The sequence below is a fragment of the Ottowia pentelensis genome (genome assembly GCF_964341695.1).
On sequence record NZ_OZ224513.1, the window covers coordinates 848,073 to 861,413 of the forward strand.

Here is a 13,341-nt window from a genome sequence, read left to right on the forward strand (position 1 = left end):
AAGGTAAGACCATGGCACTGATTGGCAATTTGTCGATGATGTTCAAGAAGCCCGCCCCCGCCGGCGACGGCCTGGATCAGGGCGACACGATGGTGGTGCACGAGTTGCCGAGCACCAGTTCCGAGTACGAGTCGATCGAGCCGGAAAGCGTGGCACCCTTGGTGGCCGCCAACGACGCGCCGGCGCGCGTGGCCGACGATGCCTTTCCGATCGCCGGCCTGGGCACACGCACCGCCGCGCAGCATCAGCGCCTGCTGTCCATCGTGCTGGCGGCGGCGCTGATCGCGCTGGCGATCGTGGTGTTCTGGATGGTGTCCAGTGCCGACCGCGTGGCGCAGCAGGTGGGCGCCACCGGCCAGGCCCTGATGCAGTCGCAGCGCCTGGCCAAGTCGGTGTCGCAGGCCCTGCTGGGCAACCCGGCGGCGTTCGCCGAGGTGAAGGACAGCGCCGGTGCGCTGGTCGACAACGTCGACGGCCTGCGCGACGGCCGCCCCGGCATGGCGGCGCTGGGTGGTGCCTACGGCAGCGAGCTGGGCCGGATCATGCCCATGGTCGAGCGTGCGCAAAAGAGCGCGGCCACGGTGCTGGCGCAGGAAAAGGTCATGACCCAGGTCGGCACCGGGCTGCGCTTCGTGAGCCGCAAGTCGGCCGACCTGTCCGAGGCGGCCGAGACGGTCTCCGCGCTCAAGCTGCAGCATGGCGCTGCGCCCGCCGAGCTGGCCGCCTCCGGCCAGCTGGTGATGATGTCGCAGCGCATCGGCAAGTCGGCCAGCGAACTGCTGACGGTCGAGGGCGTGAGCCCCGAGGCCATCTTCCTGCTGGGCAAGGACCTCAACTCCTTCCAGGAACTGGGCCGTGGTCTGCTGGACGGCAGCAGCGAACTGCGGCTGGCGCCGGCGCGCGACGCGCAAACGCGCGACGCGCTGACCGACATGCTCAAGGTGTTCGAAGAAATGCGCGCGCAGGCGGCCGGCATCCTGGGCAACGTGCAGAACCTGGCGGCGGTGCGCGATGCGCAAAACACCATCGCGACCGACAGCGAACCGCTGCGCAAGGACCTGGAAGGCCTGCAGGCGCGCCTGGCCGACGAGTCGGGCGTGGGCGCCGGCAGCTGGCTGCTGATGGCCGGGGTGCTGGCGGTGCTGGCCCTGGCCATCGCGGGCCTGGTCTACACGTGGCTGCGTGAAAGCCGCCAGCGCCAGTCGCTGGCCGAACTGCAGCGCCAGAGCGCCGAGCAGCAGGAGCTGGACGCCAAGCGCGTCAACGACGCCAACCAGGCCGCCATCTTGCGCCTGATGAACGAATTGCAGACGGTGGCCGAGGGCGACCTGACGCAGGAAGCCACGGTGACCGAGGACATCACCGGCGCCATCGCCGACTCGGTGAACTACACGGTGGAAGAGCTGCGCTCGCTGGTGGGCAGCGTGCAAAGCACGGCGACCCGGGTGGCGCAGACCACGTCGCGGGTGGAAAGCACCTCGTCCGAGCTGCTCGCGACCTCGACCGAACAGCTGCATGAAATCCGCCAGACCGGCCAGTCGGTGCTGGACATGGCCACGCGCATCAACGCGGTGTCCGAGCAGGCGCAGCAATCGGCCACGGTGGCGCGCCAGTCGCTGCAGGCCGCCGAGTCGGGCCTGAGCGCCGTGCAGAACGCCATCGGCGGCATGAACTCGATCCGCGACCAGATCCAGGAAACCTCCAAGCGCATCAAGCGGCTGGGCGAATCCTCGCAGGAGATCGGCGAAATCACCGAACTGATCTCGGACATCACCGAGCAGACCAACGTGCTGGCGCTCAACGCGGCCATCCAGGCGGCGTCCGCCGGCGACGCGGGGCGCGGCTTCTCGGTGGTGGCCGAAGAAGTGCAGCGTCTGGCCGAGCGTTCGGCCGACGCCACGCGGCAGATCGCCACGCTGGTCAAGACCATCCAGACCGACACCCAGGACGCCGTGGCCGCCATGGAGCGGTCCACCCAGGGCGTGGTGGAGGGCGCCCAGCTGTCCGACCGCGCCGGCACCGCGCTGACCGAGATCGACAGCGTCTCGCGCCGCCTGGCGCAGCTGATCGAGCAGATCTCGGTTTCCGCATCCAACGAAGCCGGCCAGGCCAACGAGGTGGCGGGCAACATCCAGCACATCTTCGCGACCACCGAGCACACCGGCGAGAGCACGCGCTCGACCGCGCAGCAGGTGCGCGATCTGGCCCGCATGGCCGACGAGCTGCGGCAGTCGGTGGCGCGGTTCAAGATCGCCTGACGGCGGACGGAGCACCCGCCGATGTGCGCGCCCCGCCGCACATCGGCCTGAGTACAAGGTTTTGGAGCGCATCCCCTCATGTTCATCGGCCCTTCCTCCGAATCCTCCGCCGAGCCGAGCGTTCCCGTCGGCGATCTGGGGCCCCTGGCCTGGGTGCTGGACGAGACGCGCAAGACCGTCCAGACGGCCACCAAGGCCCTGCGGCGCTTTGCCCACGAGGCCGAGCACGCGCGCGGGGTCGACCTGGCCTCGGTCGATGCCAGCCAGCTGCGGGTCGCGCGCCAGCAGCTGCACCAGGTGGCCGGCGCGCTCGAGATGGTCGGGCAGGCCGTGGCCGCGCAAATGGTGCGCGGCATGGAGGCGGCTGCGCAGCGCTTCATCGCCCACCCCGAAAGCTGCACCGAGGCCGCCGCGGCCGCGCTCGAGAAGAGCGGCTTCGCGCTGATCGAGTTCGTCGAAAGCCAGCTGTCCGAGCGCCCGCGCAGCGCGCTGGGCCTGTTTTCCCACTATCGGCAGGTGCAGGAGCTGGCCGGCGCCGACCGCATCCATCCGGCCGACCTCTGGGCCGTCCCCTGGCGCTGGGCCGAGCCGCAGGGGATGCCGGCGGCCGAACCCCTGGCCCCCAGCACCGGCGCGCGCAGCCGGCTCGACCAGGGCGTGCTGCGCCTGATGCGCCATGCCGAGCCGCGCGCTGCCGCCGACCTGGCGGCCGTCAGCAGCCAGCTGGCCAGCGGATCGGCGGGGCAGGTCGCCAGCTTCTGGCATCTGTCGGCGGGCTTTTTCGAGGCCGTCGCGGCCCGCCTGGTGCCGGTCGACCTGTATGTCAAGCGCGCGGCGTCCCGCGTGCTGCTGCAATACACCAGCCTGGCGCGTGGCGACACGACGCTGTCCGAACGCCTGGCGCACGACCTGCTGTTCTTCTGCGCGCAGGCGCGCCCCGACCCGGCCGCAGCGACGCCGGCCCTGGCCGCCGTGCGCCACGCCTGGGGCCTGCAGGGACACGCGCCGGTCGACTACGAGCAGCCGGCCTTCGGCCTGTACGACCCGGCCGTGCTGGCGCAGGCGCGGCGGCGCGTCGAGTCGGTCAAGGAGAACTGGTCGGCCCTGGCTGGCGGCGATTTGGCGCGCCTGAAGCCCAGCGTGGACCAACTGGGCCTGGTGGTCGAATCGCTGGAGCGCCTGCACCCCGGCAGCCAGCCGCTGGCGCGCGCGCTGGACAAGGTGGCGCAGCAGGTCCGGCGTTCGGGCCGCGAGCCCTCGGCCGAGCAGGCGATGGAAGTGGCCACTGCCGTGCTGTTTCTGGAGGCGTCGTTTGCCGAGTTTCAGCCGCAGGACGAGGCCTTCGCCGCCCGGCAGCAGGAGCTGGCCGCACGGCTGGACGCCGCGGCCGACGGGCGTCCCGTGGCCAGCCTGCAGCCCTGGATGGAAGAGCTGTACCGGCGCGTGAGCGACCGCCAGACCATGGGCACCGTGGTGGGCGAGCTGCGTGTCACGCTGGCCGAGGTGGAGCAGCGGCTGGACCAGTTTTTCCGCCAGCCGGACGACCGCAGCGGGCTCGATGCGGTGCCCGAGCAGCTGGCCCAGATGCGCGGCGTGCTGTCGGTGCTCGGGCTCGACCAGGCGGCGCTGGCGGTCGCGCGCATGCGCGAGCGCGTCGATGCCTTGCGCGACGAGGCCGCCGTGCCGGCGCCGGCATCCGACGGCACGTTCGAACGACTGGGCGCCAGCCTCGGCGCCCTGGGTTTTCTGATCGACACCCTGGGCTACCAGCCGGCCCTGGCGCGCAAGCTGTTCGTCTACGACGAAGCGCAGGACGAATTCCGCTTCGTGGGCGGGCGCGTGGGTGCCGGCACGCCGGCCGTGCCTGCGGCGCCGGCCGATGCTGGCGGCATCAGCGACGCCGCCAGCGTGACGTCCGAGCCGCCGCACACGCCGGCACAACTCGATCAGGTGGCCGCCCTGGCGGCGCTGGACGAGCGCCCGGCGCTGGCGCAGGCCGCCAGCCAGGCGGCCGAGGCAGCGCGGCACGACGACCCCGCATCGCTGGACACGGCGCTGCAGCGGCTGCAGGCCGTGGAGGCCGCGAGCCGTCCCGCGCCGCTGGAGCTGCCCGCCGCCGCCACCACTTCAGAAGACGACGACGATGACCTGCTGGGCATCTTCCTGGACGAGGCCCGTGAAGTGGTGGGCGCGGGCCAGGCGGCGCTGGGCGCACTGCAGCACGATCCGGAGGACGGCGAGCAGCTGACCACGCTGCGGCGCGCCTTCCACACGCTCAAGGGCAGCTCGCGCATGGTGGGGCTGGGCGAATTCGGCGCCGCCGCCTGGTCGCTGGAGCAACTGCTCAACGCCTGGCTGGCCGAGCACAAGCCCGCCGACGACGCCTTGCGCGGCGTGGCCGCTGAGGCGTTGCAGGCGTTCTCGAACTGGGTCGAGGCGATCGCGGGCCAGCGGGCCGGCGACTGGTCGGCCGCGCCGTTCGAGGCCATGGCCGATGCCTTGCGCCTGCGTGGCGAGCGCAGGGATCTGGCAGCGGGGGCGATGCAGGTCGGCGCGCCGTCGGGGGTGGCGCCACAGCCCGCGGCGGGCTTGCTGCCCGAAGATGCTCTGTTGGATATCGACGTCGAGCGCCTCACATCGCCCGCGCAGGACGTCGACCAACCGCCTCTCGAGGCGCTGTCGATGGAGGTCCCGGCCGACGAGCTGAACCTCGGCCAGGAGCCGGCATCCGATCTGGCACCATCCGGCGACCCGCGCGAGCGTCTGTTGCAGGCCTTCGACCTGCCCGATCTGGAGCTGTCCGAACCCATCGAACTGACGGCGCCGACGCCCGACGATCTCGTGATCCAAAGAGCCGACGAGCCGGTGGCCGACGTGCCCGATCTGGCCGAGCTGCAACTCGATGCGGATGCGTTCACGCTGGCCCGTGACACCGCCGACCCCGTCGTGCCGCCAGAAGCACTGGCGCCGCTGCAGGCGCTGGATTTCGAATTCGAGTTGCCACCCGCCATGGGTTCGATGGCCGTGCCGTCGCAACCCGGAGCGCCCGAGCCGGAGGTTTCGGTCGAGTGGCCCGAGCCGATCGCCTCGGTGCCGGAAGACGTGCTCGCTGCCGCCACGCCGGCGGACGACCCCGTCGAGCCGCCCCTTGTCATGGCACCCGCCGACGCGGACGCGTTCGAGCCGCCGGCTGAAGCGCTGCCAACCGAGGCCGCGGATGCCGAGCCGGCGCCCCCCGTCGAGGCGGCGGTGACTTGGGTCGGGCCGCTGCGCATCAGCACGCCGCTGTTCAACGTTTATTTGAGCGAGGCCGACCAGTGGTCGGACCAGCTGGTGACCGATCTGGCCGACTGGGGTCGGCACCTGGATGGGGCCATTCCCGAACGCGCCATGGCGCGCGCGCATTCGCTGGCCGGCAGCTCGGCCACCGTCGGCTTTGCCGCGCTGTCGGAGCTGGCGCGGGCGGTGGAGCACGCGCTCGACCGCCTGCAGGGGCAGGCCGGCGGCACGGCGCATCAGCATCAGGTCCTGGCGCAGGCGGCCGACGAAATCCGCAGCCTGCTGCACCAGTTTGCCGCCGGGCTGCTCAAGCAGCCGGACGAGCAGCTGCTGGCCGCCGTGCGCGCGCTGGAGCCCGGTGAGACGGGCTCGGCGTCGGCGCCGACGACCGGCTTCGTGCCGCTGCCCTGGGCCGCGGCCGACCGCGAGGCGGTGGCCGGCGCGCCGGTGGAGGCGGCGCCCGCGCGATCGCTGGTCGAAGACGACATCGACGCGGTCGATGCGGTGGACGCCGACTTGTTTGAAATCTTTGCCGAAGAGGCGGACGAATTGCTGCCTCAGCTCAGCGCCGCGCTGCGCCGCTGGGTCGAGCAGCCGCACGACGCGGCGGCGCGGGCGCAGGCGCTGCGCGTGCTGCACACGCTCAAGGGCAGCGCCCGCCTGGCCGGCGCGCTGCGCCTGGGCGAGATGGCGCACCGCACCGAGTCGGCGATCGAGACCATCGGCACCGAGAACCTGGTCAGCGCCGACCTCGAGCCCCTGCTGGAGCACCTGGACCGCATCCAGGCCGACTTCCAGCAACTGCGCCAGCCCGCCGGCGGCGAGGCCCCGGCGCATGCCGTGTCCGATGCGCGCGTGTCGCCGGCGGCGCCGGTTGTTGCCGAGTCCGCGCCGGTCAGCACGCCCGTGGTCGAGGCCATGGACTTGCCCGATACGCCGGCCGCGCCCGCCGAGCGCAGCGAGGTGGCCGGACCCACACCCTTCTCCTTCGTCGCCGCGCGCGCCAGCGCCCGGCAGACGGTGCGGGTGCGCTCGCAACTGCTCGACCGCCTGATGGCGCAGGCGGGCGAGGTGATGACCTCGCGCGCTCGCCTGGACAACGACGTCAACCAGCTGCGCGCGGCGCTGGCCGAGCTGACCGGCAACGTCGAGCGCCTGCGCGCGCAGCTGCGCGACGTCGAGCTGCAGGCCGAGACGCAGATGCAGTCGCGCCTGGCACAGTCGCGCGACGCGCAGCAGAGCTTCGACCCGCTGGAGTTCGACCGCTTCACGCGCATGCAGGAGCTGACGCGCATGATGGCCGAATCGGTCAACGACGTGGCCACCGTGCAGCGCAACCTGCAGCGCGCCATCGAGGCCAGCGAGGACGAACTGGTCGCGCAGACGCGCCAGTCGCGCGAGTTGCAGCGCGACCTGCTGCGCACGCGCATGGTCGAGTTCGACGGCGCGTCCGAGCGCCTGTACCGCCTGGTGCGCCAGGCCGGCAAGGAGGCCGGCAAGCCGGTGCGGCTGGACATCGTCGGCGGCGGCATCGAGATCGACCGCGGCATTCTCGAACGCATGACGCCGGTGTTCGAGCACCTGCTGCGCAACAGCGTGGTGCACGGCATCGAGAGCCCCGACGAGCGGCGCGCCGCCGGCAAGGACCCCAGCGGGGTGATCACCATCGACGTGCAGCAGGCCGGCAACGAGGTGTCGGTCGAGGTGCGCGACGATGGCCGCGGGCTGAACCGCGAGCGGGTGCGCCAGCAGGGCATCGAGCGCGGGCTGATTCGCGCCGACCAGGCGCTGGACGACGGCGAAATCGCGCAGCTGGTGTTCACGCCGGGCTTTTCGACCGCCAGCGCGGTGACCGGCCTGGCCGGGCGCGGCGTCGGCCTGGACGTGGTGCGCTCCGAGGTGCAGGCACTGGGCGGCAGCATCGAGCTGGCCGATCGCGTCGGCCAGGGCATGACGTTCCGGCTGGTGCTGCCGCTGACCACCGCCGTGACGCACGTGGTGATGATCCGCGTCGGCGCGCTGGTGGTGGGTGTGCCCGCCAGCCTGGTCGAGCGCGTGCACCGCAGCCCCGCGGCCGAGCTGGATCGGGCCTATGCCGAGGGCGCGCTGGCCCTGGGCGACGAGCGCGTGCCCTTTTTCTGGGGCGGCGCCGTGCTGCAGCAGTCGGTGCGCAGCGGCGAGGCGCGCGGCAAGACCACGCCGGTACTGCTGCTGCGTTCGGCCGCGCAGCGGCTGGCGCTGCACGTGGACGAGGTGCTGGGCAACCAGGACGTGGTGATCAAGGCGCTGGGCCCGCAGCTGTCGCGCCTGCCGGGCCTGGTGGCCATCACCGCCCTGGCCTCGGGCGCGGTGACCCTGATCTACAACCCCGTGGCGCTGGCCGCGGTGCATGGCGCGCAGATTCGCGCCTGGGCCGAACAGGCGGCGCCGGCCGCCACGGCGCCCGCCGGGCCGGCCACCAGCCAGCCGCGGCCGGTCGGGCATTCGGACATCCCGCTGGTGCTGGTGGTCGACGACTCGATCACCGTGCGCCGCGTCACGCAGCGCCTGCTGCAGCGTGAGGGCTATCGCGTGGCCCTGGCGGCCGACGGCCTGCAGGGCCTGGAGCGCCTGCAGCAGGAGCGCCCGGCGCTGGTGCTGTCGGACATCGAGATGCCGCGCATGGACGGCTTCGACTTCCTGCGCAACATCCGCGCCAACGCCGAATGGCGCGAGCTGCCGGTGGTCATGATCACCTCGCGCACGGCCGAAAAGCACCAGGACCACGCGCGCCAGCTGGGCGCCAACCACTACCTGGGCAAGCCGTACTCCGAGGACGAGCTGCTGGGCCTGATCCGCGGCCACGCGCGGGCGGTGGCGGCGCAGCCGGTGGCCTGACGCGCGCAGGCCGATCGTGACCCTCGGGGCGGCGCAGAGAGCCCGCGCTCGCTAAAATGCGCGCATGGCCGACGCCGCCCCGTCCATCAACCTGACGAATCACTTCCTGATCGCCATGCCGGGCATGGAGGATCGTACCTTTGCCCGCAGCGTGGTCTACGTGTGCGAGCACAGCGAGCACGGCGCGCTGGGCCTGATCATCAACAAGCCGGGCGACATCAGCATGGCCGACCTGTTCCACAAGGTCGACCTGCCGCTGGCGCGCGCCGAGCTGGGCGGGCAGCCCGTGTTCCAGGGTGGCCCGGTGCAGACCGAGCGCGGTTTCGTGCTGCACGAGCCGGTGGTGGCCGAGGGCCTGTCGCCGGATGAATCGCTGTACGCGTCCACCCTGGCGGTGCCCGGCGGGCTGGAGATGACCACCTCCAAGGACGTGCTGGAGGCCCTGTCCAGCGGCGGCGGGCCGCGCCGGGTGCTGGTTACCCTGGGCTATTCGGCCTGGGACGGCGGGCAGCTCGAATCCGAAATTGCTGGCAACAGCTGGCTCACGGTCGATGCCGACGCCGAGCTGATCTTCGACACCCCCATCGAGCAGCGCTACGAGCGCGCGCTGGCCTTGCTGGGCCTGCAGGCCTGGCGCCTGGCGCCCGAAGCGGGTCACGCCTGATGGACGCCCGCGGGGCCATGGCCGACGACGTTCCCGCGCACCTGAGCCAGTTCCTGGCCTTCGATTTCGGCCTCAAGCGCACGGGGGTGGCCAGCGGCAATCGCATCACGCACAGCGCCACGCCGCAGGGCAGCATTCATGCCGAGGGCGAGGCGCGCTGGGCGCCGATCGCCGCGCGGGTGACAGAGTGGCAGCCCGACGCGCTGGTGGTGGGCGTGCCGCGCCACCCCGACGGCGCCGCGCACGACAACACCCGCCGCGCCCAGCGCTTTGCGCGCCAGCTGCGCGCGCGCTTCGGCCTGCCGGTGTACGAGGTGGACGAGCGCTACAGCACCACCGAGGCGCTGGCGGCCGGCGCGCGCGACGCCGACGCGGCGGCGGCGGCCATCATCCTGGAGCAGTTCTTGAGGAGTCTTGCATGAGTTCACTGGCGCTGGATGCCGAGGCGCTGTACGGCGAGCTGGCGCGCGGCGTGCGCGGCCTGCTGGGGGCCGACACGCAGTTGGCGGGCGTGGTCTCGGGTGGCTGGTGGCTGGCCGAGCGCCTGCAGCGCGAGCTGGGGCGCGCGGGCGCGCCGGGGGCGCTGTCCTCGGCCCTGCACCGCGACGATTTCGCCAAGCGCGGCCTGGCCGGCAACGGGCAGACCACGCTGCCCTTCGAGGTCGACGGCGCCGACATCCTGCTGCTGGACGACGTGCTGTTCACCGGCCGCACCATCCGCGCGGTGATCAACGAGCTGTTCGACTACGGCCGGCCGGCGCGCGTGCGGCTGGCGGTGCTGGTCGACCGCGGCGGGCGCGAGCTGCCGGTGGCGGCCGAGTTCGCCGCCGCGCGGGTGACGCTGCCGGCCACCCAATCGCTGGAGCTGGCGCGCGAGGGCGACGGCGCCTTCAGCTTCCGCATCGAGGCACGGAGCTGAGCATGCTGGGCCGCACCAACCCCCAACTCAATACGCACGGCGAGCTGATCCACCTGCTGTCCACCGAGGGCCTCGGCCGCGAGCTGCTCACCCACATCCTGGACACCGCCGCGCAGTTCGTCAGCGTGAGCGACCGCGAGGTCAAGAAGGTGCCGCTGCTCCGCGGCAAGAGCGTGTTCAACCTGTTCTTCGAAAACAGCACGCGCACGCGCACCACCTTCGACATCGCCGCCACGCGCCTGTCGGCCGACGTCTACACGCTGGACATCGCGCGCTCGTCCACCGCCAAGGGCGAGTCGCTGCTGGACACCGTGGCCAACCTGAGCGCCATGGCGGCCGACATCTTCGTCGTGCGCCACAGCGAAAGCGGCGCGCCCTACCTGCTGGCGCAGCACGTGGCGCCGCACGTGCACGTCATCAACGCCGGCGACGGGCGCCACGCGCACCCCACGCAGGGCCTGCTGGACATGTACACCATCCGCCACTACAAGAAGGACTTTTCGAACCTGGTGGTGGCCATCGTCGGCGACATCCTGCACTCGCGCGTGGCGCGCAGCGACATCCACGCGCTGAACACGCTGGGCGCCGCCGAGGTGCGCGTGGTCGGCCCCAAGACCCTGGTGCCGGGCGACCTGGCGCCCATGGGCGTGCGCGTGTGCCACACGCTGCAGGAGGGCATTCGGGACGCCGACGTGGTCATCATGCTGCGGCTGCAAAACGAGCGCATGAGCGGCGCGCTGCTGCCCTCCAGCCAGGAATATTTCAACAGCTTCGGCCTCACGCCCGAGAAGCTGGCCTGGGCCAAGCCCGACGCCATCGTCATGCACCCCGGCCCCATCAACCGCGGGGTCGAGATCGACTCGCAGGTGGTCGACGGCGGCCAGAGCGTGATCCTGCCGCAGGTGACCTTCGGCGTCGCGGTGCGCATGGCGGTGATGAGCATCGTGGCGGGCAACGAGGCATGACGAAAAATATCAAAACCATAGCTGTTCGCGCTTGCTGCATGCGGGCCATAGCCCGATTTGATTCATAAACCATGAAAATCCTGATCCAGCACGGCCGCGTGATCGATCCGGCCAGCGGGCGCGACGAGGTGGCCGACGTGGCCATTGCCGCCGGCCGCATCCTCAGCATCGGGCGCGCGGCCCCCGGCTTCACGCCCAGCCGCACCATCGACGCCGCCGGCTGCTGGGTGCTGCCCGGCCTGCTCGATTTGTGCGCGCGCCTGCGCGAGCCGGGCCACGAGCACGCCCACATGCTCGAAAGCGAAATGGCGGCCGCGGTGGCCGGCGGCGTCACCAGCCTGGTGTGCCCGCCCGACACCGACCCGGTGCTGGACGAGCCCGGCCTGGTCGAGATGCTGCGCATGCGCGCCGAAAAGTTGCACCAGGCGCGCGTGTTTCCGCAGGGCGCGCTCACGCGCGCGCTCCAGGGCGAGGTGCTGACCGAAATGGGCCTGCTGACGGCCGCCGGCTGCATCGCCTTCGGCCAGGCCGACGCGCCCATCGTCAACACCCAGGTGCTGCAGCGCGCGCTGCAGTACGCCAGCACCTTCGACTACGCCATCTGGCTGCGCCCGCTCGACCCCTGGCTGGGCGGCGGCGTGGCCGCCAGCGGACCGCTGGCCATGCGCATGGGCCTGGCCGGCGTGCCGGTGATGGCCGAAACCATCGCCCTGCACACCGTGTTCGAGCTGCTGCGCAGCATGGCCGGCGCGCCGCGCGTGCACTTGTGCCGCCTGTCCAGCGCCGCCGGCGTGGCCCTGCTGCGCCAGGCCAAGGCCGAGGGCCTGCGCGTGACGGCCGACGTCAGCATCCACTCGCTGCTGCTGACCGACGAGGACATCGGCCACTTCGACCCCCACGCGCGCCTGAACCCGCCGCTGCGCCAGGCGCGCGACCGCGACGCCCTGGCCGCCGCGCTGGCCGACGGCACCCTCGACGCGCTGGTGTCCGACCACACCCCGGTCGATGCCGACGCCAAGCAGTTGCCGTTTGCCGAAGCCGAGCCTGGCGCCACCGCGCTGGAGCTGCTGCTGCCGCTGGCGCTGCAATGGGGGCAGGGCGGCGCCGGCCCGATGCGCGCGCTGGCCGCCGTCACCCACGGCCCGGCCCAGGTGCTGGGCGGCGCGCTGGGCACCCTGCAGGCCAGCTGCGGGCGCCTGGTCGAAGGTGGCGTGGCCGACCTGTGCGTGTTCGACCCCAACGCGCGCTGGCGCGTTACCCCCGCCGCGCTGCGCAGCCAGGGCAAGCACACGCCCTTCGAGGGGCGCGAGCTGACGGGCCGCGTGCGCTGCACCCTGGTGGGCGGCTACTGGGCGCACGGCGAGTAAGCTGACCCAGCTCAATGCCGGTGGGCCGGCGCGTGCGCGCCGACGGCGGGCGCCTGCATCACCGGCGCCTGCACTTGCAGCGTGCTTTTGGCGCCCTGCGCATCCTCGAAGGTCAGCGTCAGCGGCACCTGCTGGCCGGCGGCGAGCGGCTGTTTCAGGTCCATCAGCATCACATGGAATCCGCCCGGCTTGAGCTCGACGCTTTGATGCGCCGGCAAGTCGAGCGCGGCGATGGGGCGCATCTTCATCACGTCGCCCTCCATCTTCATTTCATGCACTTCGGCCACGCCCGCGGCCGGCGTGCTGACGCCCACCAGCCGCAGCGGCACGCCGGCCGCCAGCTTCATGAAGCCGCCGGTCACGCCCTGGCCCGGCGCCGCCGCGCGCACCCAGGCCTCGCTGGCCGCCACCGGGGCGGTGCCCGGCGCCACCACCTGCAGGCGTGCGGCCGGAAAGGCAAGCTGCTCGCCCGGCGCTCCCGCTGAACCGCTGGACGGCACTTGCGACCAGTCGGCGCTGCCGACGTCGCAGGTCTGCAGCACTTTGAAATACAAGGTCCCGGCCTCGGCCGGCAGCTGGCCGCGCAGCACGAACGCGCCCTTCTGCTCGCCGGGCAGGGCCTGGTCGGCGCGGTCGGCCGTCCAGCGCACCGTGCCGTCGCCGCTGCGGTCGATGGTGCTGGTCCAGCCGGCGTGCGCCGGCACCTCCTGCAGCGCAAAGCCGCGCGGCAGGCGCACGGTCAGCGCGGTGGTGGCGCGGGCATCCTTGCAGGCGTGGCCGACGCGAAACACCGCCTCGTAGGCGCTGCCGGCCACGGCCGGGCCCGGCGGCAGGGCGACGTGGGCGAAGGCGAGGGCGCTGCCGGCGCTCAACAGGCCGGCGACAAGAAGTCTGGAATGGAGGGACATGGGATTACTCGATGGGTTGAAAGGGGGTGACGCAAGGTGCCGAGCGGTTCATGACGGCACGGTGGCAGTCCCGCAGGCGGGACGTGGAATATCAAGCGAAGCGG

At 72.1% G+C, this 13,341-nt stretch carries 8 protein-coding genes; 7 read left to right on the forward strand and 1 reads right to left on the reverse strand.

Features of this window, described 5'->3' with window-relative positions; genetic code table 11:
- Nucleotides 1-11: 11 nt before the first annotated feature.
- The 7 genes from ACWHMB_RS04065 (at nt 12) to ACWHMB_RS04095 (ending at nt 12,329) form a co-directional block, all read left to right on the forward strand.
- On the forward strand, nt 12-2,258 hold the full coding sequence (locus ACWHMB_RS04065; RefSeq protein ID WP_377482500.1) for a methyl-accepting chemotaxis protein: 2,247 nt from the start codon (nt 12-14) through the stop codon (nt 2,256-2,258).
- Nucleotides 2,259-2,336: 78 nt separating this feature from the next.
- Entirely contained in the window at nt 2,337-8,414 is a 6,078-nt protein-coding gene (locus ACWHMB_RS04070; protein ID WP_377482502.1) for a hybrid sensor histidine kinase/response regulator, read from the forward strand.
- A gap of 64 nt (nt 8,415-8,478) precedes the next feature.
- Nucleotides 8,479-9,078 (forward strand): YqgE/AlgH family protein, encoded by a 600-nt coding sequence (locus tag ACWHMB_RS04075; RefSeq protein WP_293223018.1) that lies wholly within the window; start codon nt 8,479-8,481, stop codon nt 9,076-9,078.
- A gap of 17 nt (nt 9,079-9,095) precedes the next feature.
- Complete coding sequence (ruvX, locus tag ACWHMB_RS04080; protein WP_377482505.1) at nt 9,096-9,500, forward strand: Holliday junction resolvase RuvX; 405 nt, start codon at nt 9,096-9,098, stop codon at nt 9,498-9,500.
- Entirely contained in the window at nt 9,497-9,997 is a 501-nt protein-coding gene (gene pyrR / locus ACWHMB_RS04085; protein WP_293223022.1) for a bifunctional pyr operon transcriptional regulator/uracil phosphoribosyltransferase PyrR, read from the forward strand. The genes ruvX and pyrR overlap by 4 nt, the downstream gene beginning before the upstream one ends.
- 2 nt (nt 9,998-9,999) lie before the next feature.
- A complete protein-coding gene (locus ACWHMB_RS04090) occupies nt 10,000-10,962 on the forward strand; it encodes an aspartate carbamoyltransferase catalytic subunit (RefSeq protein WP_377482508.1) in 963 nt (320 codons plus the stop codon).
- 71 nt (nt 10,963-11,033) lie between these two features.
- A complete protein-coding gene (locus tag ACWHMB_RS04095) occupies nt 11,034-12,329 on the forward strand; it encodes a dihydroorotase (protein WP_377482510.1) in 1,296 nt (431 codons plus the stop codon).
- Nucleotides 12,330-12,340: 11 nt separating this feature from the next.
- On the opposite strand, the gene ACWHMB_RS04100 is transcribed toward ACWHMB_RS04095, so the two are convergent.
- Complete coding sequence (locus tag ACWHMB_RS04100; protein WP_377482513.1) at nt 12,341-13,237, reverse strand: copper chaperone PCu(A)C; 897 nt, start codon at nt 13,235-13,237, stop codon at nt 12,341-12,343.
- Nucleotides 13,238-13,341 lie beyond the last annotated feature (104 nt).

What these genes read in the sequence shown, in the direction of transcription:
- ACWHMB_RS04070 (WP_377482502.1), top strand. Translation starts at nt 2,337, where the DNA reads ATGTTCATCGGCCCTTCCTCCGAATCCTCCGCCGAGCCGAGCGTTCCC.
- ACWHMB_RS04075 (WP_293223018.1), top strand. Translation starts at nt 8,479, where the DNA reads ATGGCCGACGCCGCCCCGTCCATCAACCTGACGAATCACTTCCTGATC.
- ruvX (WP_377482505.1), top strand. Translation starts at nt 9,096, where the DNA reads ATGGCCGACGACGTTCCCGCGCACCTGAGCCAGTTCCTGGCCTTCGAT.
- ACWHMB_RS04065 (WP_377482500.1), top strand. Translation starts at nt 12, where the DNA reads ATGGCACTGATTGGCAATTTGTCGATGATGTTCAAGAAGCCCGCCCCC.
- ACWHMB_RS04100 (WP_377482513.1), bottom strand. Translation starts at nt 13,237, where the DNA reads ATGTCCCTCCATTCCAGACTTCTTGTCGCCGGCCTGTTGAGCGCCGGC.
- ACWHMB_RS04090 (WP_377482508.1), top strand. Translation starts at nt 10,000, where the DNA reads ATGCTGGGCCGCACCAACCCCCAACTCAATACGCACGGCGAGCTGATC.
- ACWHMB_RS04095 (WP_377482510.1), top strand. Translation starts at nt 11,034, where the DNA reads ATGAAAATCCTGATCCAGCACGGCCGCGTGATCGATCCGGCCAGCGGG.
- pyrR (WP_293223022.1), top strand. Translation starts at nt 9,497, where the DNA reads ATGAGTTCACTGGCGCTGGATGCCGAGGCGCTGTACGGCGAGCTGGCG.